Annotated in this window: 22 protein-coding genes; 14 read left to right on the top strand and 8 right to left on the bottom strand. The window is 31.2% G+C overall.

The genetic code is table 11. The features are described 5' to 3' along the window. The first annotated feature begins 99 nt into the window (after window positions 1–99). The 5 genes from ACVC3Y_RS08260 to ACVC3Y_RS08240 are packed head-to-tail and all read left to right on the top strand — an operon-like array spanning window position 100 to window position 5,157. Complete coding sequence (locus ACVC3Y_RS08260; protein ID WP_452226609.1) at window positions 100–810, top strand: class I SAM-dependent methyltransferase; 711 nt, start codon at window positions 100–102, stop codon at window positions 808–810. Further along, the gene (locus ACVC3Y_RS08255) at window positions 810–2,330 is read left to right on the top strand and encodes a B12-binding domain-containing radical SAM protein (protein WP_452226608.1); all 1,521 of its coding nucleotides are present in this window, start codon (window positions 810–812) and stop codon (window positions 2,328–2,330) included. Before ACVC3Y_RS08260 ends, ACVC3Y_RS08255 begins: the two co-directional genes overlap by 1 nt. Before the next feature lie 11 nt (window positions 2,331–2,341). After that, window positions 2,342–3,001, top strand: a complete 660-nt coding sequence (locus ACVC3Y_RS08250; protein ID WP_452226607.1) for a methyltransferase — start codon at window positions 2,342–2,344, stop codon at window positions 2,999–3,001. Window positions 3,002–3,003: 2 nt separating this feature from the next. Continuing rightward, window positions 3,004–3,966: an acyltransferase family protein gene (locus ACVC3Y_RS08245; protein ID WP_452226606.1), complete on the top strand. Its 963-nt coding sequence runs from the start codon at window positions 3,004–3,006 to the stop codon at window positions 3,964–3,966. Between the two features lie 54 nt (window positions 3,967–4,020). Next, window positions 4,021–5,157, top strand: coding sequence for a hypothetical protein (locus tag ACVC3Y_RS08240; protein WP_452226605.1), 1,137 nt, complete (start codon window positions 4,021–4,023; stop codon window positions 5,155–5,157). An 18-nt stretch (window positions 5,158–5,175) separates the two neighbouring features. Here ACVC3Y_RS08240 and ACVC3Y_RS08235 read toward each other — a convergent pair whose 3' ends face one another. From ACVC3Y_RS08235 to ACVC3Y_RS08200, 8 genes are all read right to left on the bottom strand, one after another. Further along, on the bottom strand, window positions 5,176–6,099 hold the full coding sequence (locus tag ACVC3Y_RS08235) for a hypothetical protein (protein WP_452226604.1): 924 nt from the start codon (window positions 6,097–6,099) through the stop codon (window positions 5,176–5,178). A gap of 82 nt (window positions 6,100–6,181) precedes the next feature. Next, window positions 6,182–6,340: a DUF5989 family protein gene (locus ACVC3Y_RS08230; protein WP_303422788.1), complete on the bottom strand. Its 159-nt coding sequence runs from the start codon at window positions 6,338–6,340 to the stop codon at window positions 6,182–6,184. Window positions 6,341–6,342: 2 nt separating this feature from the next. Beyond that, window positions 6,343–6,753 (bottom strand): SxtJ family membrane protein, encoded by a 411-nt coding sequence (locus tag ACVC3Y_RS08225; protein WP_303422790.1) that lies wholly within the window; start codon window positions 6,751–6,753, stop codon window positions 6,343–6,345. After that, window positions 6,740–8,491, bottom strand: a complete 1,752-nt coding sequence (locus ACVC3Y_RS08220; RefSeq protein ID WP_303422793.1) for a carbamoyltransferase family protein — start codon at window positions 8,489–8,491, stop codon at window positions 6,740–6,742. Before ACVC3Y_RS08220 ends, ACVC3Y_RS08225 begins: the two co-directional genes overlap by 14 nt. 75 nt (window positions 8,492–8,566) lie before the next feature. Beyond that, complete coding sequence (locus ACVC3Y_RS08215) at window positions 8,567–10,519, bottom strand: YgiQ family radical SAM protein (protein ID WP_452226603.1); 1,953 nt, start codon at window positions 10,517–10,519, stop codon at window positions 8,567–8,569. 166 nt (window positions 10,520–10,685) lie between these two features. After that, window positions 10,686–11,855, bottom strand: coding sequence for a lipase family protein (locus ACVC3Y_RS08210; protein WP_452226602.1), 1,170 nt, complete (start codon window positions 11,853–11,855; stop codon window positions 10,686–10,688). A 319-nt stretch (window positions 11,856–12,174) separates the two neighbouring features. After that, window positions 12,175–13,881, bottom strand: coding sequence for an SBBP repeat-containing protein (locus tag ACVC3Y_RS08205; RefSeq protein WP_452226601.1), 1,707 nt, complete (start codon window positions 13,879–13,881; stop codon window positions 12,175–12,177). 111 nt (window positions 13,882–13,992) lie between these two features. Then, window positions 13,993–15,624 carry an ABC-F family ATP-binding cassette domain-containing protein gene (locus tag ACVC3Y_RS08200; RefSeq protein WP_303422805.1) on the bottom strand — a complete coding sequence of 544 codons (1,632 nt, stop codon included), beginning with the start codon at window positions 15,622–15,624 and terminating at the stop codon, window positions 13,993–13,995. Between the two features lie 242 nt (window positions 15,625–15,866). Between ACVC3Y_RS08200 and rplM the strand changes: the two genes are divergently transcribed. From rplM to ACVC3Y_RS08155, 9 genes are all read left to right on the top strand, one after another. Then, window positions 15,867–16,322, top strand: a complete 456-nt coding sequence (gene rplM / locus ACVC3Y_RS08195) for a 50S ribosomal protein L13 (protein WP_452226600.1) — start codon at window positions 15,867–15,869, stop codon at window positions 16,320–16,322. A gap of 1 nt (window position 16,323) precedes the next feature. Beyond that, a complete protein-coding gene (gene rpsI, locus ACVC3Y_RS08190) occupies window positions 16,324–16,710 on the top strand; it encodes a 30S ribosomal protein S9 (RefSeq protein ID WP_303422811.1) in 387 nt (128 codons plus the stop codon). A gap of 191 nt (window positions 16,711–16,901) precedes the next feature. Then, complete coding sequence (rpsB, locus tag ACVC3Y_RS08185) at window positions 16,902–17,675, top strand: 30S ribosomal protein S2 (RefSeq protein ID WP_303422813.1); 774 nt, start codon at window positions 16,902–16,904, stop codon at window positions 17,673–17,675. A gap of 95 nt (window positions 17,676–17,770) precedes the next feature. Beyond that, the gene (gene tsf / locus ACVC3Y_RS08180; protein ID WP_407941802.1) at window positions 17,771–18,733 is read left to right on the top strand and encodes a translation elongation factor Ts; all 963 of its coding nucleotides are present in this window, start codon (window positions 17,771–17,773) and stop codon (window positions 18,731–18,733) included. Between the two features lie 197 nt (window positions 18,734–18,930). Continuing rightward, window positions 18,931–19,638, top strand: a complete 708-nt coding sequence (gene pyrH / locus ACVC3Y_RS08175; protein ID WP_303422818.1) for a UMP kinase — start codon at window positions 18,931–18,933, stop codon at window positions 19,636–19,638. A 112-nt stretch (window positions 19,639–19,750) separates the two neighbouring features. After that, the gene (gene frr, locus ACVC3Y_RS08170; protein ID WP_303422821.1) at window positions 19,751–20,308 is read left to right on the top strand and encodes a ribosome recycling factor; all 558 of its coding nucleotides are present in this window, start codon (window positions 19,751–19,753) and stop codon (window positions 20,306–20,308) included. A 64-nt stretch (window positions 20,309–20,372) separates the two neighbouring features. Continuing rightward, complete coding sequence (locus tag ACVC3Y_RS08165) at window positions 20,373–21,119, top strand: peroxiredoxin family protein (RefSeq protein ID WP_303422824.1); 747 nt, start codon at window positions 20,373–20,375, stop codon at window positions 21,117–21,119. Beyond that, on the top strand, window positions 21,119–22,396 hold the full coding sequence (locus ACVC3Y_RS08160; protein ID WP_303422827.1) for a hypothetical protein: 1,278 nt from the start codon (window positions 21,119–21,121) through the stop codon (window positions 22,394–22,396). Before ACVC3Y_RS08165 ends, ACVC3Y_RS08160 begins: the two co-directional genes overlap by 1 nt. 120 nt (window positions 22,397–22,516) lie before the next feature. Next, window positions 22,517–24,940, top strand: coding sequence for an efflux RND transporter permease subunit (locus tag ACVC3Y_RS08155; protein WP_452226599.1), 2,424 nt, complete (start codon window positions 22,517–22,519; stop codon window positions 24,938–24,940). Window positions 24,941–24,949: the final 9 nt, after the last annotated feature.

The raw sequence follows: 24,949 nt of genomic DNA, 5'->3' as shown, positions 1-24,949 counted from the left end.
CAAAAATGTGTAACGTTCCCATAAAAAAGAAATACGCTTTTTCAAAATTTAATAGAAACTCAACGAATCTTTTTAAATTATAACAATGTTATTAGTTTCATGATTTTTAGACCTAAAATAAAAAAAATTGAAGATTCATTTATTGCTAGATTGCGATGTTCTGTAATTGGAGAAGGAATGTTAAATGAAGGAAATGTTTTTTTAATAGATCACGCTATTAGAAATATGCCTGAAAATGGAATCACTTTTGAAATTGGTGTTTACGGTGGATTATCGACAAATTTAATTTTACATCTTCTATTAAAACACAACAAAGAGGTATTACATTATGGCTGTGACGCATGGATATACAAAGGGTTTAAGGATCATCTTGGAGTGGTAGAAAACCACATAGATGGCAAAAAAGAAATCGAAAGGACGGATTATATGAATTATATTAAAAACTCTTTTATAAATGCCACAACTTTTCTAAACCCAAAACATTTACCTTTTATATGTCACTCAACATCCGATAGTTTTTTTAATAATTGGAACACAAAAAAACAATTTACAGATGTTTTTAATAGAGATTTTAATTTAAACTCAAAAATAGCTTTTTGCTATATTGATGGAGATCATTCTTATAATCAAACAAAAATGGATTTTAATAATGTTAACCAAAAACTTTTAATTGGCGGCTATGTTTTAATTGATGACTCAGCTAAAGGATCTCATTTTGGCAGTGCCAAATTCATTTCTGAGATTTTAAAAAACCCGCAGTTTATAAAAATATATAGTAATCCTAATTACCTTTTTAAAAAAGTAAAATAATGGAAAATAAAATTATCATTTTTAACCCAAGAAGCGCCAATGCAAAGCATCGCTTACCCAATACGATCATCCAGGTTGGTGCGGCAATTCATGGGAAATATGAATATGTTTTTGTAGACGGTAATATGGAAACAGACCCATGGGAAACTATTTCCAATTATTTTGCCACGGGAGAATTTAAGTATTTTTGCCTTACAGTAATGCCTGGCCCACAATTGAAGCAAGCTATTCCTTATGCAAAAAAAATTAAAGAATTATATCCTGAATCGATTAATATTTGGGGTGGATATTTTGCTTCTAACCAACATAAGGTATGCTTAAATTCGGGGTACGTAGATTATATTATTAACGGACCTGGAGATAATACATTCCCACAATTATTAGATGTTTTAGAAGGAAAAAGTGACGAAAAATTACTACTAATTCGAAACTTAATTTTCAAAAATGAAGAAGGAAAAATCATCGAAACAGTAAAAGAAGCCTTACTAGATCAAGACACCTTACCAGCATATCCATACGAATACTTCAACACTTTCTATCCTTTAAAGAATTACTTAGCTAAAACTTTTATGGGAAAAAAAACATTTGCATATCATTCTAGTATGGGTTGCCCATTTAGTTGTTCCTTTTGTGCTGTTGTACCCATTTATAATGCAAAATGGAAAGCGAAAAAGGCAACTACTATTTATAAAGACTTTAGTTATTTTAAAAACAAATACAATATTGATGCTATTGAGTTTCATGATAATAACTTTTTTACATCCAAAAAACGTGTATTAGAATTTTCTAATCTAGTACTAAACGATAATATAGAATGGTGGGGAGAAGGAAGAATCGACACTATTAATAAGTATTCGGATGAAGATTTACAACTAATGCGAAAAGCTGGTTGTAGAATGATGTTTTTAGGAGCCGAAACAGGAAATGATGAAGTACTAAAACAAATGAATAAAGGCGGAACACAATCTGGTCAAATGATTAAAGATTTTGTTTTACGCATGAAAAAAGCAGACATCATTCCAGAGCTTTCCTTTGTTTTAGGCTTGCCAGGAGAAAATGAAAAAAAGGTATACGAACAAATTCTATGGGATATTAATTTTATTAAAGAAATAAAAGGCATAAACCCAGATGCCGAAATAATAATCTATTTATACAGTCCAGTTCCTACAGAAGGTTCTGAATTGTACCAACAAATTGTAGATGCTGGTTTTTCATTTCCAGAAACATTAGAAGAATGGATAGCTCCAAGTTGGGAGAAATTTGATTTACGAAAAAACCCGTTAACACCTTGGCTAAAACCATACATGATCGATACCATTCAAAATTTTGAAACGGTCTTAAATGGGTACTACCCTACTGTTTCAGACTTTAGAATAAAAGGTTACAAAAAAAGTTTACTAAAACTAGTTTCTGGTTATCGTTTTAAATATGGTTGGTATAAATTTCCCTATGAAATTAAATTACTTCATAAAATCTGGAAATACCGCCAACCAGAAATTGAAGGTTTCTATTCAGAATAACATATAGAAATATGCTTAAAAAATTAAAAAAAATCATATTTCCAGTTGCAAAGTTAGCGTTTAACACCTATCACTTAAAGCAAAGAAAATACAGCTATGAAAATATTGAGGTAGCTATTAGTGCCGAAGTATTTCCACCTCACTTTACCATTAGTACAAAAATTCTTTTAGATTATATAAAACCTATTAATCTGGAAAACAAATCGTTTTTAGAGCTTGGTTGTGGTTCCGGAATCATATCGTTATTTGCAGCTTCTAAAGGCGCAAGAGTAACTGCTTCTGACATTAATCAAGTAGCAATTGACGCCTTAAAAGAAGCTTCCATTAAAAATAAAATCGCATTAAATGTTTTATATTCTGATTTGTTTGAAAACTTAGAAGACAAGACATTTGAGTATATTTTAATAAATCCTCCATATTATCCCAAAAAACCAAAAAACGACAAAGAACGCGCTTGGTTTTGCGGAGAAGATTTTGAATATTTTAAAAAGTTATTCTTTCAATTACAATATCATATTGCTCCAAACACTTGGATGATTTTATCGGAAGATTGCCAAATAGAACACATCAAACAAATTGCCAATAACAACGGTTTATCTTTAGAGTTGATTTTAAAAAAGAGTGTTGTAAAAGAGAAAAACTATATCTTTAGTATTCAAAAATCACAATAGATTTGCAAAACACTTCACGAAACATACTGTTAGATATTTTAAAAATTATAGCTGCTATACTTATTATTGCTGTGCATTGTGGTTTTTTATTTGACTATGATAAAATGGCATATCATGTAACGTGCAACGGCTGGTTTCGAATTCCAATTCCCTTCTTTTTTTGTATAAATGGATTCTTTCTTTTTGGCGTATTTCAAAATAATCGCATAAAAACCTGGGCAAAACGTGTTGGAGTTTTATATACAATTTGGATGCTCATTTTTGTTTATTTCTGGATAATTCCCGTACATGAAAATCCCATAAAAATTATTCCTACACTGCTATTTGGTTTTAATCATTTATGGTATTTAGCAGCACTCTTATTAGGTGGCTTATTGTTATATTTAATCCGTAAACATTCTAACACCACCTTACTTGTTATTGCTATTACTTTGTATTTAATAGGTTACACCATTCAAACTTTAAGTAATTTTGCTGTTTTTAATACATCTCCTATTTTAGCAAAACTAATCGATTTTCCACCAATACACCGTAATTTTCTATTTTTCGCATTACCGTTTTTAAGTATTGGGTATGTAATTCACCGAACAGAATTTCATTTAAAATTTAATAAAAAGAAAGCGGTAATACTTTTAGCCATAAGTTTTTTATTACTTACTGCAGAGAGTTTAATTAATTATTATATAAACGCAAATGCATCGTTTAATATGAGTATTTCCTTTTTATTATTAGGACCAATACTATTAATTACTTCTTTTGCTTTTACGCTTCATTCTAATATAAATAGTAAAGTTTTATCCTCCTATTCTATTGCGCTATATTTAATTCATCCTTTAATTATTATTTTGATTCTTAGTTTTTTTGAATTAAAATCAACACCTTTAGCTTTTCTAACCATTATACTTTCTGGAATTGGAAGCCACCTTTTAATTCTGCTCAATAAGAAATTAAAATATATCTTATAATTTATTTTATCTGTGAAAAACAAAATCAAAGTCATCTATACATTATTCATAAACATGATAATCCTTTTTCTTTTTTTAGAAATTGGATTGGGCATTTTTTATAATTACCACGACAAAAGTGGTATTGATGGAAACACCGAACGTATTATCGCTTCTGGCTTATATGAAGGTGATGATTTGGATAACGAATCCATTAAAGAAATCTTCAGAGAATTACGTCAACAAGACATGAAATGGGAACCATACTTGCATTATCGTTTTAAACCAATGAATGGAAAACACAATACAATTTATGAAAACGGGCTCCGTAAAACAGTAAACCCTAGTTTGAAAGACTCGGCAACAGCATTAAAAATATTTTGTTTTGGAGGTTCTACCATGTATAGTTCTGGAGCACGAGACGAACACACCATACCCTCCGAATTATCTAAATTAATTCATAATAATTTTCCAAGCCAAAATGTAGAAGTTACCAATTTTGGTTGTCATGGTTATACGCGGGCTACAGAGAATATTCAGCTACAAAGAGAATTAATTAAAAACAATATTCCAGATATTGTAATTTTTTATGATGGCGTAAACGAAGTTATTTCAGGACACCAAAATAACGAAGCTGGCACTCCAACAAATGCATACAATAGACGAAAAGAATTTAAAATTGCACATAGTTACAAAAAGCGTATTTCATTAATGGTATATTCTAGTAATTTACATAGATTCGTTACTACAATGCAGCGTAAAATATTTACAAATTCGGCATACAAACAGCTAACTGCTCGTCCAGATGCGTTGGCTACTGATATTGCCGAAACGTATATTGGTTACGTTAAAATTTCTAAAAATTTAGAGAATGCTTATGGTTTTAAAGCGTTTAATTTTATGCAACCGAATATTTTTTCAAAGAAAAATTTAACAGAAGCAGAACAAGGATATTTTAAAAGCCAGCAGTATTATGAAAACTTATACAAGTTATCTTATGAAACTGTTAGAAAAGATTCATTAATGATTACAGATTCAACGTTTGTAGATATTAGTGATGTATTTGATAACGCAAATAAAACTACATATTTCGATTTCTGTCACACAGGAGAATTTGGAAATAAATTGGTTGCTAAAAAAATGTTATCCTATATAAAATCGGAATTGACACTAAAAATGAATAAAAACGAAACAGTACCAAAAACGGAATAACAAACAATAAAAAGGGTATTAATTAAAAGGTATTTGACTTTGTAAAAAACTATGTAACACAGTGTTTCCGCTCTTATTAATATGTGGATCGTTTACAAAATACAACCTGTTATTTACTGTGTCTTTAGATTGAAAAAATGGTAACGGGTTTATATGTGTAACATTTTTATAGTTACTTAAATCTCTTTTTGCCTCACTAAAAAAAGGATACTCTGGATTTTGAATTGCAGCCTTTTCTTGAAACGCTGCTCCAAGTTTTATCATGCTTTGGTAATAATAATCACCTACTTGTGCTTGATGAGGAATCCATACTATATAAACAGGTACATCTTGAGGAACTGTATCTAAAAAATCTTGCATATGCTTTAGCCAAGACAAATAACGTTTCTTAAAACCGCCTTTTAGCATTAACATATTATCTAAATAATAAGCGTCACTTTTTAGAAATCGTTTTGTACGAATATCATAAAAACTGCTATCAAACTCTTTTTTTAATATTCCGGAAAGCCTAGTTTCTGTCTTTACATTAAGAATTGCTAATCGCTGATTTAAATAACCCAAACTCAAAAAATGATCGGAAGCTTCCCAGTACAAGTTTCTAGAAAAAGAAAACTTTTCTAAATCCCATAAATGATTTACATCTATCAAATCATTTCCAACATATACTTGATATAAAATTGCTTTCGGCGTATATCTTTTAATTTTTTTATATGCAAAAGTATTAACCTGTCGAATACCAAATCCAGGAACACTAAAATTTAAAACCGAGGAGTCAGGTCGGCTTTCCCTGAGCATGTCTACATAATTAATCTCTTTAGACGTTGCAGAAAAAGAATCACCAAATACCATGAGATTTATATTTGTAGCATCTAAATCCTTTTGGGAATTTAAACCGTTTGTTTGTGCGCTATAAAAATCAATAACATGATATCTATAAGCCATTTCAAACAAAAACAAGGTTAGAAAAGCTACAATTGCTATCTTAAATATTAGTTTAACAGTTTTATTAAATAGCTGCATCCCATTAAAACAAGGTATACACAAAAGGTGCTATTACAGAATTCTCCGCAAAAACAACAAGTAATGTTAAAAGAACTAACACAATGATAATAGGAATTAACCAGAATTTTTTTTGCTCTATTAAAAAAGCTCCTAATTGTTTTAAAGTTTCGTACTTACTCATAATTAGCTTAGTTTTTTATAATCAATTTTTCTATCCACAAGTACCCACGCAGCCTTATATGTTTTTTCTTTTTTAAACAATCTTAAAAGAAGTGATATTGGTGAAAAAAGAGTAAAATAAACAATACCCATAATAAAATAGCTTGTTACAAATCCTAAAAGCTCACCTACTAACAACCATAAAGTTAAAAAAGGTAAAAAAATACGCTTTAAAGTAAAAGTAATAAGTAATATTAATAATAGGCTACTGCCAATAAAAATCTGACTTTGGTTTAATACAAGTCCATTTTTATAAATGGATATTCCTAAAATAATAAAAATTACAAACGCAGACAAATAACCAAACTCCTTCTGTTTCTTTGGGGATTTACTTGTCTCTATAATCTTAGAAAGTGTTGTTTTAATCCAATTCATAATTTTCACTTACAATTAATTGTTGATCTACTTCTAAATTATCCTTTTTTTGCAAAATAAAATTCCCTAAAACTAACAAATCCATTTTGGTATAAAAGAAACACCTTAAAGCATCTAAAGGAGATTCTACAATTGGTTCTCCGCGCACATTAAATGAAGTATTAATTAATACAGGACAGTTTGTTTTAGATTTAAAATTATGTATCAAATTGTGTAATAACGGATTTTCAGTTTTATTTAAAGTCTGAACTCTTGCCGTATTATCTTCATGAATACACGACGGAATTTCTTTCTTCTTGTCACTTTTTACTGTAAACAACATGTATTTTGAAACTACATGTTTCATATCAAACCATTCGTTACAATCTTCTTCAAGTACAATGGGAGCAAATGGTCTAAAACCTTCTCTAAATTTAATATTTAAATTAACATGTTTCTTCATGTCTTCAAATAATGGGCTAGCCAATATACTTCTATGTCCTAATGCCCTTGGGCCAAATTCCATTTCGTCTTGAAACCAACCTACAATTTGTTTTTGCTGTAAAGCGGAAGAAACCGTATCGCAAAGAGTAGCATTATCTAATTTTTGATATGTTAACTTGTAGGTGCCAAGATATTTCTCTATATCTTTATTACTATAAGAAGAACCTAAGTAAGCTTGATCATTTAAAGAATCGTTTAAAAATACTCTTTCTTTTTTTAAATGATGATTCCATCCAATATAGGCTGCACCAACAGAACATCCAGAATCTCCTGAAGCAGGTTGCACCCAGATATTATCGAATATATACTTTCCTAAAAGCTCGCCATTTGCTTTACAATTTAAAGCTACTCCACCAGAAAGGCATAAATTATTTAAACCTGTTAATTCTTTAGCATGCTTTAATACAGTGCATATAATATCTTCAATAACCGCTTGAATGGAACAAGCTATATTGCAATAAAAATCTTCCATCTCTCCATCTAAAGCTCTTTGCTTTTTCCCAAAAACATCACAGAACTTAGAGTTAATGGTCGATTTTCCTTTTTCAAAAGAAAAACAATTCAAATTTAATTCTACTAAACCAGAAGCATCATAACTAACAATATTTTCTAAAATAAGTTGTTTGTAAATTGGTTTACCATAAGGTGCTAACCCCATTAATTTATACTCTCCAGAATTCACTTTAAAACCACAATACTGAGTAAATGCAGAATATAACAAACCAATGGAGTGCGGATAGTGTTGTTCTTTTATAATTTCTACGTTGTTATCTTTACCAACAGAAATAGAAGTGCAAGCTTTTTCTCCTACACCATCAATAGTAACAATTACAGCCTCTTTAAATGGTGAAGTAAAAAAACTACCTGCTGCATGTGCTTCATGATGTTCACTATAAATAATCTCTCCATTGTAATTTAATTCGTCTTTTATAATACTAGAAACCCAAAGTTTATTTTTTAACCAGGACATCAATGTTTTTTTAAACAAACTAAATGTAAATGGAGCTTGGTTTAATAGTGTATTAATGATGCGATCGAATTTAATAAATGGTTTTTCGTAAAAAACAATTAAATCAATATCGGAGATGGTAAGTTTATTTTCCTTTAAGCAAAAATCTATCGCTTTTTTTGGAAAAGACTTATCGTGTTTAATTCTAGAAAATCTTTCTTCTTGAGCTGCAGAAATTAATTTACCATTGTGTATTAAACAAGCAGCTGCATCATGATAGAAACAAGAAATACCAATAATATTCATAGAAAAGAATCAATAATTTACGAATATAAAGTAAGTATATTACAAACTAAAAAATAAAGTAGTAAATATAAAATATTATCGTCTTTTCTTCTTCCCTCTAAACTTTGCTTTATTTTTTCTTTGATTAAAAGGCACAGCATCATTAAAGGTATTTTTGGCATCACCAGTCGGTTTGTTTTTACGCCATCTTTCGGTTTTCTCAGGAAGCAAAACCTGTAGTAAATCTGGACGACCAACTTTATTTAAAGTCTTTTTAATCCATGCTTTATTTTCGTCTTTATACCAAAAGAAAAAACGATGTTGTTCGTCTTTTTCTTTTCTCGTTTTTGGTGTGTTTACTTTTTTAAGCGTATAAGGATGATAACCACTATAATAAATTACAGTAGCTACAGTCATTGGTGTAGGAGTAAATCCTTGTACTTGCTCTAACTGAAACCCCATATCTTTCGTTTCGGCAGCTAGATTAGCCATATCTTCAACTTCGCAAGCAGGATGATTGGATATAAAATAAGGTATTAACTGAAGCTTTAATCCTTTCTTAATATTTATTTTATCAAACCGTTCTTTAAACTTATGAAAATAACTAAACGATGGTTTACGCATCAGTTTTAAAACGGGATCACTGGTGTGTTCTGGCGCAACTTTAAGTCGTCCAGAAACATGCTTTGTCATCACTTCTTCAGTATAATCGTCCAGTTCTTTTGGATCTGCATTTTTATTAAATTCTGGAACTAACATATCGTGTCTAATTCCGGATCCTATAAAGGATTTTTTAACCTTTGGATGTTTATCTACTGCTTGATATAATTCGGTTAACGGCTTATGTGAGGTATCTAAATTACTACATATTACTGGTGAAATACAGCTAGGTGCAACACACTTATCGCAAATGGATTGTACTTTCCCTTTCATTTGATACATATTGGCACTTGGACCTCCAACATCACTTAAATAGCCTTTAAAATCTGGCATATTAGCAACAGTATCTACTTCTTTTAAAATAGATTCTTGGCTACGTGAAGCAATAAATTTTCCTTGATGTGCAGAAATAGTACAAAAGCTACAACCACCAAAGCATCCTCTATGAATGTTGATAGAGAACTTAATCATTTCGAACGCAGGAATTGGTCCACGCTTATTATATTTTGGATGTGGTAATCGTGTATAAGGCAAATCGAATGAAGCATCAATTTCTGCCTCTGTCATGGTTGGATATGGTGGATTTATCATCAACACCTTTTGTCCTACTTTTTGAAAAATACGTCTTGCAGCAAGCTTATTCGATTCTTGTTCAATCACTTTAAAATTCGAAGCGTATTTCTTTTTATCTTTTAAACAAATTTCATGCGAAGCGATTTCAACATCTTCCCAATTACTATTTTTCGGAATTTTATCCTCTTTATTTAAAAGAACTGCAGTTTGATTTACGGTATTTATACTACTAAATGGCACACCTTTTTCTAACAAACGAATAATTTCACGTAATGGTTGTTCTCCCATTCCGTACACCAACATATCTGCTTTAGAGGTTTCTAAAATAGTTGGCAGTAATTTATCACTCCAATAATCATAATGCGTTACACGTCGAAGAGAACCTTCAATCCCTCCAATTAAAACTGGAGTATCAGGCCATTTTTCTTTTAAAATTTTAGAATAAACCGTAGATGCATAATCGGGTCTAAAACCAATATCTCCATTTGGGGTATATGCATCTTTGTCCCGTTTCTTTTTGTTCGCATTATAGTTGCTAATCATAGGATCCATACAACCACCAGTAACACCAAAAAACAATCTTGGTTTTCCAAGTTTTACAAAATCTTGTAGATTATCGTTTACATTTGGTTGCGGAACGATGGCAACACGCAATCCGAAACTTTCTAACAAACGCCCAATTACTGCAGGACCAAAGGTTGGGTGATCTACATAAGCATCACCACTAAATAGGATAACGTCTAGTTCTTGCCAGCCGCGTATTTTAACCTCTTTGTTTGTGGTAGGTAACCAATCTGAAAGTTGTAATTCTTGCATATTGCTGCAAAAATAGTCAAAAAAAGACTCTTATACATTATTATAAAAGGGTTTAGCCTTTTTTTATGTGAATAGATGGATTATGAATCCTAATAAACAGTATTTAATATATTCCATTTTTTTGTTTTTTTAAGAAACCTAGCCAATCAAAATTATAATTTACTATTTACAAATCACTTACCAAATACATTTCATCTAATGAATAATATGCAGGAGTGTTCCATTTTTTTAAAACGGCAACATAATAATTATACGGTTTATGTTGAAAAAATTTTGCTTCTTTTTTATACCATTTCCCGTTGGCATCTTGTTCTAAACCCTTTAATTGGTCTTCCATTAAATCACGAGTATCTACTTCTATTTTTGGGTAGGTAAATTTTGGAAGTTCTTTAAGTTCTCCTGTAGGATAATAATTAATATCTGCTACAAATTCAGGCATTACAATTTTCCCGAATTTTAATCCAAGAATCTTATTTATTAAAGAATTAGTTCCTTTTACATAACCTGTTAATCCTCTTTCAAATAATCTGATAAAAGCATCTTGACCCAACTTTTTAGCTTTAAATTCTTTTTTCCCGAAAAGCCATCCGCTTATTTTTTCTTTTGTAATTAGTTTATCTTCTTCATAATTAAAAGGCATATAAGGCACAGGATCTTCGGCATTTATAATAGAATAACTCGTTCCTTTATCACTAAATCTTGTGTTGTATTCTTCAGAAAATTCTTTATTTCCAGACATGGGCTGTGCATATGCATAGGTTTTATATCTATTCCTTATAGACAATTCTCCTTTAGGTAAATTCTCTAAATATGCTCTTGTCATGGTTGCCAATGCACCACCTTGACTATGTCCGGTTATAATGATGTGGTAGATTCCTTTATTGTTTAATGCTTTAATTTGTTCTTTAATAGCTTCGGAAAGAATGACAATAGTCAACCCATAACCCGCGTGTATTGCTGTATTTTCGCTGGTAGCAAAAGCATAATCATGTTCTTTTTCATCGATAATAATGGTTCCTTTTGCAGGAATCATTGCAGAATAACAATTCTCTACCCAACTAATCATTTTATCTGTAGAACCTCTATAATTAATTATGCCTATGTTATTGTTTTCATAGACTTCAAACTTATTATCCATACTTAAAACATTAGAAGTATAGTGTAAATTAAATTGCTCTGGAATTATAGTTTCGTTAGTTCCATATTGTTTAATAAAATTAAAACTATTGTTCATAGCAATAGTAAAGGTTGCTTCGTTTGCGTTAAAACCAGATTTAAATTGCGCAGAAACATTTAAAGAACTATATAAAAATAGGATGGTTAATAATACTCTCATAAGGATATAACTAATGGTTAAATTAAATATTGTGCATTATATTAAATACAAAAACGATTCCAAAAATGGAATTTATATCAAATGAAATTTAAAGGTAGCATCATTTGATGCTACCTTACTCATGATTAGACAAGTATTTTGGACGTTACCCAACACTCGTTCTTTACTCATTAAAACTATTTATATTAATGAATTCGTGAATATGAAAATTCTGGCAATCACTTTTTTGTCCTGCTTATATAACAGCACAAAAAAGAGCTTCAACAAACACCTTAATAGCTAACGCGAGGATACATTAAACAATTCAATTTTAGTTTAGCTAAAGTTTCAATATTTTTCTAGAATATGAAGTAGTACCTGTTATCAAATTTAAAATATATGTCCCTGTTGGTAAAGATTCCATATTTAGAACCGAAATATTACCAGTCATATTTAGTTGCCATGAGTTAATAATTCTACCTGAAATATCTAAAATTTGTATAGATCCTTTTATTGGCGAATCACTTTTTACATGAAGTTGATTAGCAACCGGGTTTGGATAAAAATCAAAGCTCAAAGCATTTAAATCATCTATTAGAGATAAATTATTTCCAGAAAGTTTAGCAATAAAAACATCTGTAAAACCTAAAGATGTCAATGTTGTTTCTGATACACTTGAATCAAAATCAGACACACCTTCAAAGGTTCCAGTAACATAGACATCAAAAGTCGTTTTATTTACAACTACTGCTCTCCCTAAGTCTTCTCCTACTCCTCCAAAATGAGTTGCCCAAACAAAATCACCATTAGCATCTAATTTTACAACATAAACATCATCATCTCCATAAGACGCTAAAGGAAATCCATTTGCAGAAGGATCTGCATCTAAAGTCCCATTAAAAATTCCTGAGAGATATACATTTCCAAGATTATCTACATCAAGACCTTTACCGTCATCAGAACCTGTTCCTCCTAGTTGTTTCGCCCAAACATAATCACCATTAGCATCTAACTTAGAAACAAACACGTCAAAAGAACCTTGAGAGGTTAACATGCTTTGTGCAGCACTAGGATCAAAATCTGCAACATTACTAAAATAACCTGTAGTATAAATGTTTCCATTAGCATCAATAACCATTTCGGTTGGTTCTTCAGTTCCTGCTCCTCCCATTTGCTTTGCCCAAACAAAATCACCGTTCGCATTAAGTTTAACGATTGCAATATCATCTGCTCCAAAAGATGTTAAATTGAACTCGGTAGCACTAGGGTCAAAATCAACAGTGCCTTTAAAACGTGCCAAGGTATAAACATTTCCAAAAGCATCTACTTCAACTGCTTCTCCAATATTAGAATTTGTCGTACCATATTGGGTTGCCCATTCAAAATCACCAGCAGTTGAAAGTTTTACCGTAAAAACATCTATAAGTCCTGTAGCAGTAAGATTATACACAGAAGCATTGGGATCAAAATCTGCTGTTCCCTGAAAGCGTCCCGTTAGGTATACACCATTTGCATCACCAACTACTGAGTACCCAATATCATAGGAACTTCCTCCTATGTTTTTTGCCCAAATAAAGTCACCATTAGCATCTAATTTTAGAATAAAAGCATCATAACCACCATTAGAAGTGATATTAAATTCACCTAAGCCAGGGTCAAAATCTACTGTGCTTTCAAACCAACCTGTAATATAAATATTTCCAGAAGCATCAACATCAATAGAATATGCTTGATCATAACCAAATGACCCAAAACGTTTAGCCCATATAAAATTACCCGAACTATCTAATTTAGAAATAAACACATCTCTACTTCCTGTTGCCGACAAGTTAAAAACGTCTCCACTTGGATTAAAATCTACAGTACCATCAAACCATCCAGTTGTATAAATATTCCCAGATGCATCTAGTGTAATGTCTAATGATTCTTGATTTACATTCCCTCCAATTTGTTTTGCCCATTCTAATTCTTGAGCAGTCACATGCAAACCAATTAGAAAAAAAAGGATACATTTAAATTTTTTAAATAGGTGTAATTGTAGTTTCATAATAATAAATTTAAGATATGGTCAAACTTATTATATGAAGTCACGTAATACAATACGTCAAATTGCGTATATTTTTACGTTAACCTTTTTGAAAATTTTAGCTATTCTAAATTACAAATCCAATCCTTTTAAACTCTCCACACGATTTCTAACTAAGAAATCATCAATCGTTTCAAAATGCTCAATCACGCGCTGATCTTTAAATTCAAAAACTTTTTTAGATAAGCCTTGCAAAAAATCACGATCATGAGAGACAAGTATTAGTGTTCCATCAAAATTTTGTAATGCTTCTTTAAGCACATCTTTAGACTTTAAATCTAAGTGGTTCGTTGGCTCATCAAGAATGAGTAAGTTTACAGGTTCAAGCAATAGCTTCACCATTGCTAATCTGGTTTTTTCTCCTCCAGACAACACGCTGACTTTTTTATCAATCTCATCACCTTTAAACATAAAGCGACCTAGAATATTTTTAATCTGAGTTCTAACATCTCCCTTAGCGACCTCATCAACCGTTTGAAATATAGTTAAGTCTTCATCTAGCAAAGCTGCTTGGTTTTGGGCAAAATAACCAACCTTCACATTATGACCTAAGCTGCAATCACCTTCTACATCAATTTCTCCTAAAATGGCTTTAATCATAGTAGATTTCCCTTCACCATTTCTACCAACAAAACAGACTTTCTCTCCTCGAGATATCGACATACTTGCATCTTTAAAAACCACATGCTCTGCATAAGATTTAGAAATATCCTTAACCGTTACTGGGTAATCTCCTGAACGTTGTGTTGGCGGAAAACGTAATTTCAAAGCAGAGGTATCTATATCATCAATTTCTATGATTTCTAACTTTTCTAGCATACGTTCTCTAGATGACACTTGGTTTGTTTTAGAGTATGTACCTTTAAATCTATCAATAAAAGCTTGATTATCGGCAATAAATTTTTGTTGTTCTTGATAGGCTTTTATTTGATGTGCTCGCCTATCTTCTCGCAATTGTAAATAATGACTATAATTTGCTTTGTAATCGTAAATACGTCCCATGGTTACTTCTATGGTACGATTAGTAATATTATCAATAAATGCTTTATCGTGAGAAATTACCACAACGGCATTGGCTTTATTTACTAAAAAATCTTCTAACCAAATTACAGATTCAATATCTATATGGTTGGTTGGCTCATCTAATAATATAAGGTCTGGCTTTTGCAATAAAATTTTTGCTAACTCAATTCGCATTCGCCATCCACCACTAAATTCATTAGTTAGTCTTTTAAAATCTTCTTGCTTAAATCCCAAACCCTTTAATGCTTTTTCTACTTCGGAATCGTAATTCACATCATCAAGCGCATAATATTTTTCTCCTAAATCGGAAACACGCTCAATGATTTTCATGTATTCATCAGATTCATAATCGGTTCTAGTTTCAAGTTGCTTGTTCAAGCCCTCCATTTCATCTCGCATGGTATACACATGACTAAAGGCTTTAGAAGCTTCATCAAATACTGTAGTATTATCTTCCGTCAATAAATGCTGTGGCAAATAGGCGATTACAGCATCTTTTGGTGTTCTTACGTTGCCTCGAGTTGCATTTTGAGCACCTGCAATAATTTTCATCATGGTAGACTTTCCAGCACCATTTTTCCCCATTAATGCAATCTTATCGTTTTCATTAATAGTAAAAGACACGTCACTAAATAAGGTATGACCACTAAACTCTACTGCTAAATTATCTACTGAAATCATTATAATTATTTTTAAAAATGCAAAGCTAATAAAAGTGCCTATTAGATAATAGGTATCGCTTTAAAAATACATAATAAAAAAGCTAACCTATAAAAGGAACTACAACCTATTGAGAATCACTGAAAAAATAAGTTGTCACACTATTTGGTATTCAAATATATAATCGTAAATTTGCAAACTCTTTTTTAAGAGAGGAATGTTTAATCTACCTAGTCAAAGACAGGTAAAAAATTATTAATAACGTGGACACATTAAGCTACAAAACGATTTCAGCAAACAAAGCTACTGTAGATAAGCAGTGGGTTTTAGTGGATGCTGAAGGTCAATCTTTGGGTCGTTTATCTTCTAAAGTTGCAAAACTTTTAAGAGGAAAACACAAACCTAGCTTCACACCACATGTTGATTGTGGAGATAACGTAATTGTTATCAATGCAGAAAAAATCAACTTAACAGGAAACAAGTGGACGGACAAATCTTATATTCGTCACACTGGTTACCCAGGTGGTCAAAGAAGTTTAACTGCTACAGAATTGTATGGAAAAGATCCTGCAAGATTAGTGGAAAAATCAGTAAAAGGAATGCTTCCTAAAAACAAATTAGGTGCAGCATTATTCCGTAATTTAAATGTTGTTGTAGGTACAGCTCATACACATGAAGCTCAAAAACCGAAAACAATTAACCTAGAAGAATTCAAATAACATGGATGTAATTCACAAAATTGGTCGTAGAAAAACGGCTGTTGCACGTGTATATCTTGCTACAGGAACTGGTAAGATAACAGTAAATAAAAAAGACATGACAGATTACTTTTCTACTGGAACTTTACAGTATAAAGTAAATCAACCTTTAGTTATGACTAACAATGATGGCAACTTTGATATTACAGTAAATGTATATGGAGGTGGTATTACAGGTCAAGCAGAAGCAATCCGTTTAGGTTTATCTCGCGCTATGTGCGAATTAGATCCAGAGAACAGATTAATTCTTAAACCAGAAGGTTTATTAACAAGAGATCCAAGAATGGTAGAGCGTAAGAAATTCGGTCAGAAGAAAGCGCGTAAGAAATTCCAATTCTCAAAACGTTAATATTATCCTTCAACAATATTGGAATGCTTTCAAAAGTCTTTTCCATATTGTTGAAAACAAACAAAAAAATAAAACAGTTATTGTTGTCCTAGCGCAAGCAGGATTTAGTTTAGCATCTAAATGATTAAGGCGAATTTTATTAAATGACCACTTAATTATTGCTAATTCAACAGAACGTAAACTATTACAAAATGGCAGTAGAAGTAAAAGAATTACTTGAAGCAGGTGTACACTTTGGACACCTTACTCGTAAGTGGGACCCAAACATGGCCCCTTACGTATATATGGAGCGTAATGGCATTCATATAATCAACCTTTATAAAACAGCAGCTAAGATTGACGAAGCTGGAGCAGCACTTGCTAAAATTGCAGCATCCGGACGTAAAATTTTATTTGTTGCTACAAAAAAGCAAGCAAAAGACATCGTATCAGAAAAAGCAGGAGCAGTTAATATGCCTTACATTACTGAACGTTGGCCTGGAGGAATGTTAACAAACTTTGTTACTATTAGAAAAGCGGTTAAAAAAATGGCTACTATTGATAGAATGAAGAAAGATGGAACATTCATGACACTTTCTAAAAAAGAAAGATTACAAGTAGATCGTTTAAGAGCTAAGTTAGAAAAAAACTTAGGTTCTATTAGCGACATGACTCGTTTACCAGGAGCTTTATTTGTTGTAGATATTAAGCGTGAGCATATTGCAATTAAAGAAGCACAAAAATTAAACATTCCAATCTTTGCAATGGTAGATACTAACTCTGATCCACGTCAAGTAGATTACGTGATACCTGCAAATGATGATGCTTCAAAATCAATTGACAAGATTTTAACGCACGTTACTAATGCAATTGCTGGTGGTTTAGCAGAGCGTAAAGCTGAAAAAGATGCTCCAAAAGCAGAAAAGAAAGCAGCTCCAGCAAAAAAAGCTGAAGTAGCAGAAGTAGCAAAAGAAGAGGAAGAATAAAATAACATTAACACAACATAAAAAAGTCGTTTCGTTCTTTTTCTTTTTAGAAATTTGATGGTACGACTTTTTTAAATTAAAAATATATGGAAGCTATGGTAAAAATAACAGCAGCAGAAGTAAACAAATTAAGACAAGCTACAGGAGCTGGTATGATGGATTGCAAAAAAGCTTTAGTAGAGGCTGAAGGTGATTTTGATAAAGCAATTGAAGTATTACGTAAAAAAGGACAAAAAGTAGCAGCAAAAAGAGCAGATCGTGATTCAAGCGAAGGTGCAGCAGTTTCAAAAATTAATGCAGATAACACTGTTGGTGTTACTATCGTATTAGGATGTGAAACGGATTTTGTTGGTAAAAACGAATCTTTTTTAACTTTAGCAAACCAATTTGCAGATATAGCAATCAACTTTGATAACAAAGAAGATTTTTTAGCTGCAGACTTTGGAGGAATGACAGTTGCCGAAAAATTAGTAGAACAAACGGGTGTTGTTGGTGAGAAATTAGAAATCAACGCTTTCGAAAAACTAGAAGCACCTTATGTTGGCACATACGTACACATTAATAAAATTGGCGCTTTAGTTGGTTTATCTGAAAAAACAGACAAAGCAGAAGCAGTTGCAAAAGACGTAGCAATGCAAGTAGCTTCTATGGGAGCAACTTCATTATCTTACAAAGATTTTGACCCTGCATTTGTAGCAAGTGAAACAGAAGCAAGAATTGCTGTTATTGAAAAAGATAATATCGAATTAGGTCGTTTAGGTAAAACACTTAAAAATGTACCTCAATTTATTTCAATGGCACAATTAACACCTGAAGTTTTAGCGCAAGCTGAAGAAGATGCTAAAGCACAATTAGCTGCAGAAGGGAAACCAGAAAAAATCTGGGGAAATATTTTACCAGGTAAAATGGAGCGTTTTATTAGCGATAATACTACTTTAGATCAAGAACAATGTTTATTAGATCAAAAGTTTATTAAAGATGAAAAACAAACCGTTGCAGATTACGTAGCAGCTAATAATCTTACTGTTACTGCTTTTAAACGTGTATCTTTAGGATAATAAATTCCATTTTGTCACCTGGAGCACAGTCGAAAGGTCTCTGACAAAATAATTCATAAAAACCACTATTCTTTTTAAAAGAACTAGTGGTTTTTTTTATTTGTAAAATTCTTTAATTCTAAAAAAAGATATTCATTATATTTGCTAAACCCTAAATTCCTGCATAAGCAGAAATCTGTATAAAAGCTAAACAAAAAATGAAATACAAAAGAATTCTTTTAAAATTATCTGGAGAAGCATTAATGGGAAATCGCCAATATGGTATAGACCCAGAACGTTTAGCAGAATATGCCAAAGACATTAAAGAAATCACTGAACTAGGCGTAGAAGTAGCCATTGTAATTGGTGGTGGAAACATTTTTAGAGGTGTTGCAGGAGCCATGAACGGTATGGATCGTGTGCAAGGAGACCACATGGGAATGCTAGCAACTGTTATTAACGGTTTAGCATTACAAAATGCATTAGAAGATCACGAAGTTAAAACTCGTTTGCAAACTGCCATAAAAATTAACGAAGTAGCAGAACCTTTTATTCGTAGAAAAGCAATGAGTCATTTACGTAAAGGGCGTGTTGTTATTTTTGGAGGAGGAACAGGAAACCCATATTTCACAACAGATTCTGCAGCAGTTTTACGTGCTATTGAAATTGAAGCCGATGTTATTTTAAAAGGAACTCGTGTAGATGGCATCTACAATGCAGATCCAGAAAAAGATAGCACAGCAATAAAGTTTGATCATATTACTTTCGATGATGTTTTACGTAAAGGTCTTAAAGTAATGGACACCACAGCTTTTACACTAAGTCAAGAAAACGAATTGCCAATTATTGTTTTTGATATGAATAAGAAAGGAAACTTATTAAAAGTAGTTACCGGAGAAAAAATTGGTACCAAAGTAAACTTGTAACTCTCACTACAAGTATTTAACTTAGTGCAATCCAAAATTTTTATTCCTTAAAACGGAATCTAAACTTTGGCTTAGTTTTTGAAAACAAACGAGTATATTAAATTTTTAAAAAATGAACGAAGACATTCAATTTATAATAGACGGAACAAAGGAGGCAATGACAAATGCCATAAAGCATCTAGAAAAACAATTTACAAACATTAGAGCTGGTAAAGCTAGCCCAGCAATGCTTGGTAGTGTTATGGTAGATTATTATGGATCGCAAACACCATTAAGTCAAGTTGCCAATGTGAATACTCCAGATGGAAGAACCATTACAGTACAACCTTGGGAAAAAAATATGCTTCAGGAAATTGAACGCGGTATTGCCTATGCAAACCTTGGTTTTAACCCAATGAATAATGGAGAAACAATTATTATAAATGTACCACCTTTAACCGAAGAACGCAGACGTGATCTAGCAAAACAAGCTAAAGCAGAAGCAGAAGACGGAAAAGTTGGGATTAGAAACGCTAGAAAAGAAGCAAATAATGACATTAAAAAAATAGATGGCATCTCTGAGGATCTTCAAAAAAATGCAGAACAAGATGTTCAAGGCTTAACAGATAACTATATCAAAAAAATTGATGAATTATTTGCTGTTAAAGAAAAAGAAATCATGACCGTATAATTAATAAGCGACTTACTTGTCGCTTTTTTTATACCAATAACACATATTTTTCGTTTATTTAATTATGAAAAAAACAGGATGCCTTTTTTTACTAGTTTGTTTATTACAATGCACATTTGGTATTGCCCAAAATAAATACCCGTTTATTCCTAGCAATCAATATCCACTTAATGAAACGCAAATGGCAAGCACACAAATTAATATTACACCAGATGTGTTGCTGTTTAATGAACAAGGAAAACTACTAACAATGGAGAGCTTGTCTTTAATGACAAACACAGATTATAAACCCGTTTTTTTTGCTAATGATAAAGGAAAAGTAAAAAGCTTAGTGTTTGTTAAAAAAAGTAATCAACCTATTTTAATAGAACAAAATATAGAAGCTGCTTTTACTCCTGGCGAAAAGGCTATAGATTTTATTGCAAAAGATTTAAAAGGAAAAAATTACAAATTATCCAACTTAAAAGGCAAAGTAGTAGTCCTTAATTTTTGGTTTACAAAGTGTGGACCATGTATAACAGAAATGCCACAACTAAATACATTAGCCGCCAATTTTAAGAATAAAAACGTGGTATTCTTAGCGCTTACTTTTAATAAAAAATCGGTTGTAAATGCATTTTTAGAAAGCAACCCTTTTCAATATAATATTTTAGCAGACGCTAATGATATAATTAAAATGTATGGTGTTAATAGTTACCCTACAAGTATTGTTATTAATAAAAAAGGAGAAATTGTTCATAAAGAATTAGGCTATAGAACAAATATTAAAGAAGTGTTAGCAACTTCTATTAATGCTTCATTATTAAATTAATGAAAAAATCCTGTTTTACTATTTTACTTTGTTTATCCTTCTTTTTTAGTAAAGCACAAACGCCAATAAGTAAAGATTCCACTAAAGTTGTAAAAAAAGATTCTTTAAAAAGAAAAGCTTTTATTCAACAACTAGGCAATGGTTACTTTCCAACAAAATATTTTGATATAGATTTAAGATATCTTGTTAAATACAATCAATACGAAGGATCTAGAAATGGGCTTGGTGGGCAAACTAATAATGCATTTTCAGAAAAAATAAGATTCAACACATATGCCGTTTATGGTTTTAGAGACCATGCTTTTAAATACAGTTTTGGCTCAGGAGTTAAACTAGATGAAAAAACGAATACCTGGCTTAATTTTTCTTATACCGATGATTTAAACGAAACTGGGAGCTCTACTTTTTTAACAGACAGTCGATTTTTTCAACTTTTTGAGCCAAGACTATTAAACATTAATTTGTTTCATAAACATATAACCAAAACGATATCTATAGAGCGTCAACTAACACCAAATTTAATTGGCGAAACAGAATTTGCGACTAGTAATATAAATACTACCTATGCTTACGATTTTGTTGTTAATAATAAAATCTATAATGAAATACACTTAAGCACTTCTAAAACAGCATTACAATGGAGTCCTTTTAGTTCTTTTGAAACAGTAGATAATAAGTTTAAAATAATAAAAGAAGGCTATCCAAAATTCACATTACAGTACACTAAAAGTTTTAGCGATGTTTTTAAAAGCGATTTTAATTTCTCAAAATTAGACTTAAGAACCATTTTTAAAAAAGAATATGCAAACAACGCTTTTTCATTATTAACAATTACAGCTGGCTTAGCAAGTGGAGAAACTCCTTTAACACATATGTATCATGCATATCCTAATAATATAACAAAAGAAACCATTATGCAGCGTTTTTCTGTTGCGGGAGTTACTAGTTTTGAAACGATGTTTTTTAACGAATTTTTTTCTGACAGAATTAGCACCTTCCAATTTAAACACCATTTAAGTCCTTTTAAAATAAGTAAGCGTTTTAAACCAGAATTAGTATTTATATCTAGGTTTGCAATTGGTAATATGAGCAATATAAATAGACACCAACAAATCACTTTTAATACACTCGAAAAAGGCTTCACAGAATCTGGATTAGAAATTAACAAGTTGTTTTTTGGTTTCGGTTTAAGTTTTACCTACAGATATGGAGCTTATCATTTACCTAAGCTAGAAGATAATATGGCATTAAAATTTACTTTTAACGTTACTTTATAACATTTTTAACCTTTGTAATACATCCCTTTTCCATACCTTTGCCACTCCAATTTAACTACGTAATTTTGCCTAAATCTATAGCCTTTTTATATAATTAAATGGATTTTTTTTAATTATACTATGTTCAAACTATTCACAAAAAGTTTTTGGGACGTTGTTGCAAGACTAATACTTCGTAATAAAATCGCTATAATACTTGGTATTTTAATAGCCACAGGGTTACTTGCTACACAATGGAAATATATGCGTTTTACGTATACCGAAGCCAATTTATTACCAGATGATCACGAAGTAAATTTAGAGTATAATAACTTTCTTGATATTTTTGGTGAAGAAGGAAATCTAATTGTTTTGGGCGTAAAAGACACGACACTTTTTACTGTCGAAAAATTAAATGCTTGGAACAAACTGTCTGAAAGCTTTAAAAATATAGACGAAATAGAAACTGTAGTTTCCATTAGTGATCTTCAAAAGCTAATAAAAGATACTCAAAACGAAAAATTTGCACTAGAGCCTTTCATAAAAGACTCTATTACTTCTGTAGCACAAATAGACGCTTTACAAGATGAGCTATTTAAAAAATATCCTTTTTACGATAATTTTTTATTCAACAAAGACACTAAAACGGTTCGTACAGCAATTTACATGAACAAAGAAATTGTAAATACTGCTGCTAGAAAAGACTTTGTTTTTGATAATCTAATTCCAAAAATTGTAGCTTTTGAAACGCAAACCAATCTAGATGTTAGAGTTTCTGGAATGCCTTATATTAGAACATTAAACGCACAAAATATTGTAGATGAAATAGGACAATTTATTGCATTAGCCTTAATTGTCACTTCGCTTATCTTCTTTTTGTTTTTCCGTTCTTTTAGAGCAACTTTTATATCGCTTATTGTAGTTTGCTTTGGTGTTATGTGGACCTTTGGTATTATTGGTTTACTCAAATATGAAATCACTGTTTTAACTGCTCTTATTCCTCCATTAATTATAGTAATAGGAATACCTAATTGTATTTTCTTAATTAATAAATACCAAACTGAAGTAAAATTACATGGTAATAAAGTAAGATCTTTACAGCGTGTCATTACCAAAGTAGGTAATGCTACATTAATGACTAATGTTACCACTGCTTCTGGTTTTGCCACTTTTATTTTAACAGAGAGTCAGCTTTTAAAAGAGTTTGGTATTGTTGCTTCTTTAAGTATAATATCTATTTTTATATTATGTTTATTAATCATACCAATTATTTACACCTTTCTTCCCTACCCAAAAGACAGACATTTAGAACACCTAAATAAAAAATGGATTGGTGGTTTTGTAAATTGGATGGAATGTATGGTAAAACAAAGAAGAATTGCTATATATATTACATCTGTAGTGCTTTTAACGCTTAGTTTAATAGGGATTTTTCAAATCAAAATATCTGGAAGTTTAATAGAAGACATGTCTAAAAAATCAGGCTTCTTTCAAGATATTCGTTTCTTTGAAAAAGAGTTTAATGGCATTATGCCTTTAGAAGTATTAGTAGACACCAAACGTAAAAAAGGAGTTATGAAACTTTCTACTTTAAAACGTATGGACAAACTAGAAGAAGAAATTCTAGAAACACCAGAACTCTCTAAACCAATATCTGTAGTTAGCTTAGTTAAATACTCTAAACAAGCCTACTATAATGGCAATCCTAAGTACTACCAATTACCAACTAGTCAAGAAAACAGTTTTATCATGTCTTATGCAAAAAACTCTTCTTCAGATGTTGACTTACTTAAAAACTTTGTAGATAGTACAGGACAATATGCTCGTATAACAACCTTTATGAAGGATATTGGTACCGACAAAATGGAACGTATTGAAGAAAACCTTCAAACTAAAATAAATAAAGTTTTTCCTAAAGAAAATTTTAATGTTACTATGACAGGAAAAGCTTTAGTTTTTCAAAAAGGAACAAAATATTTAGTAAAAAACTTAGCCATTTCATTATCGCTAGCCATTTTATTAATTGCATTATTTATGGCATATATGTTTCGATCATTTAGAATGATAATTGTTTCTTTAATACCAAACCTTTTACCTTTACTAATTACAGCTGGATTAATGGGCTATTTAGGTGTACCAATTAAGCCATCTACTATTTTAGTATTTAGTATTGCTTTTGGAATTTCGGTAGATGACACGATTCACTTTTTAGCAAAATACCGACAAGAATTAATTGCCAATCACTGGAAAATTAAAAAATCGGTATATGCCGCTTTACGCGAAACAGGCGTGAGTATGTTTTACACCTCTATCGTATTATTCTTTGGCTTTTTAGTGTTTACTTTTTCTAGTTTTGGTGGAACTGTAGCCTTAGGCGCATTAGTATCTGCCACATTATTATTTGCAATGCTTTCTAACCTATTACTTTTACCTTCTTTATTACTATCATTAGAAAGAAGTATAGCGAATAAGGAGGTTTTAAGAAAACCAGCAATAAATATTATTCCTGAAGAAAACGATGAAGATGAAAATCTAGAGGTTTCCGAAGAAAAAACACAACAATAAATTATATTT

This window comes from Lacinutrix cladophorae, assembly GCF_053604645.1.
This window is presented reverse-complemented; position numbering and strand designations above follow the sequence as displayed.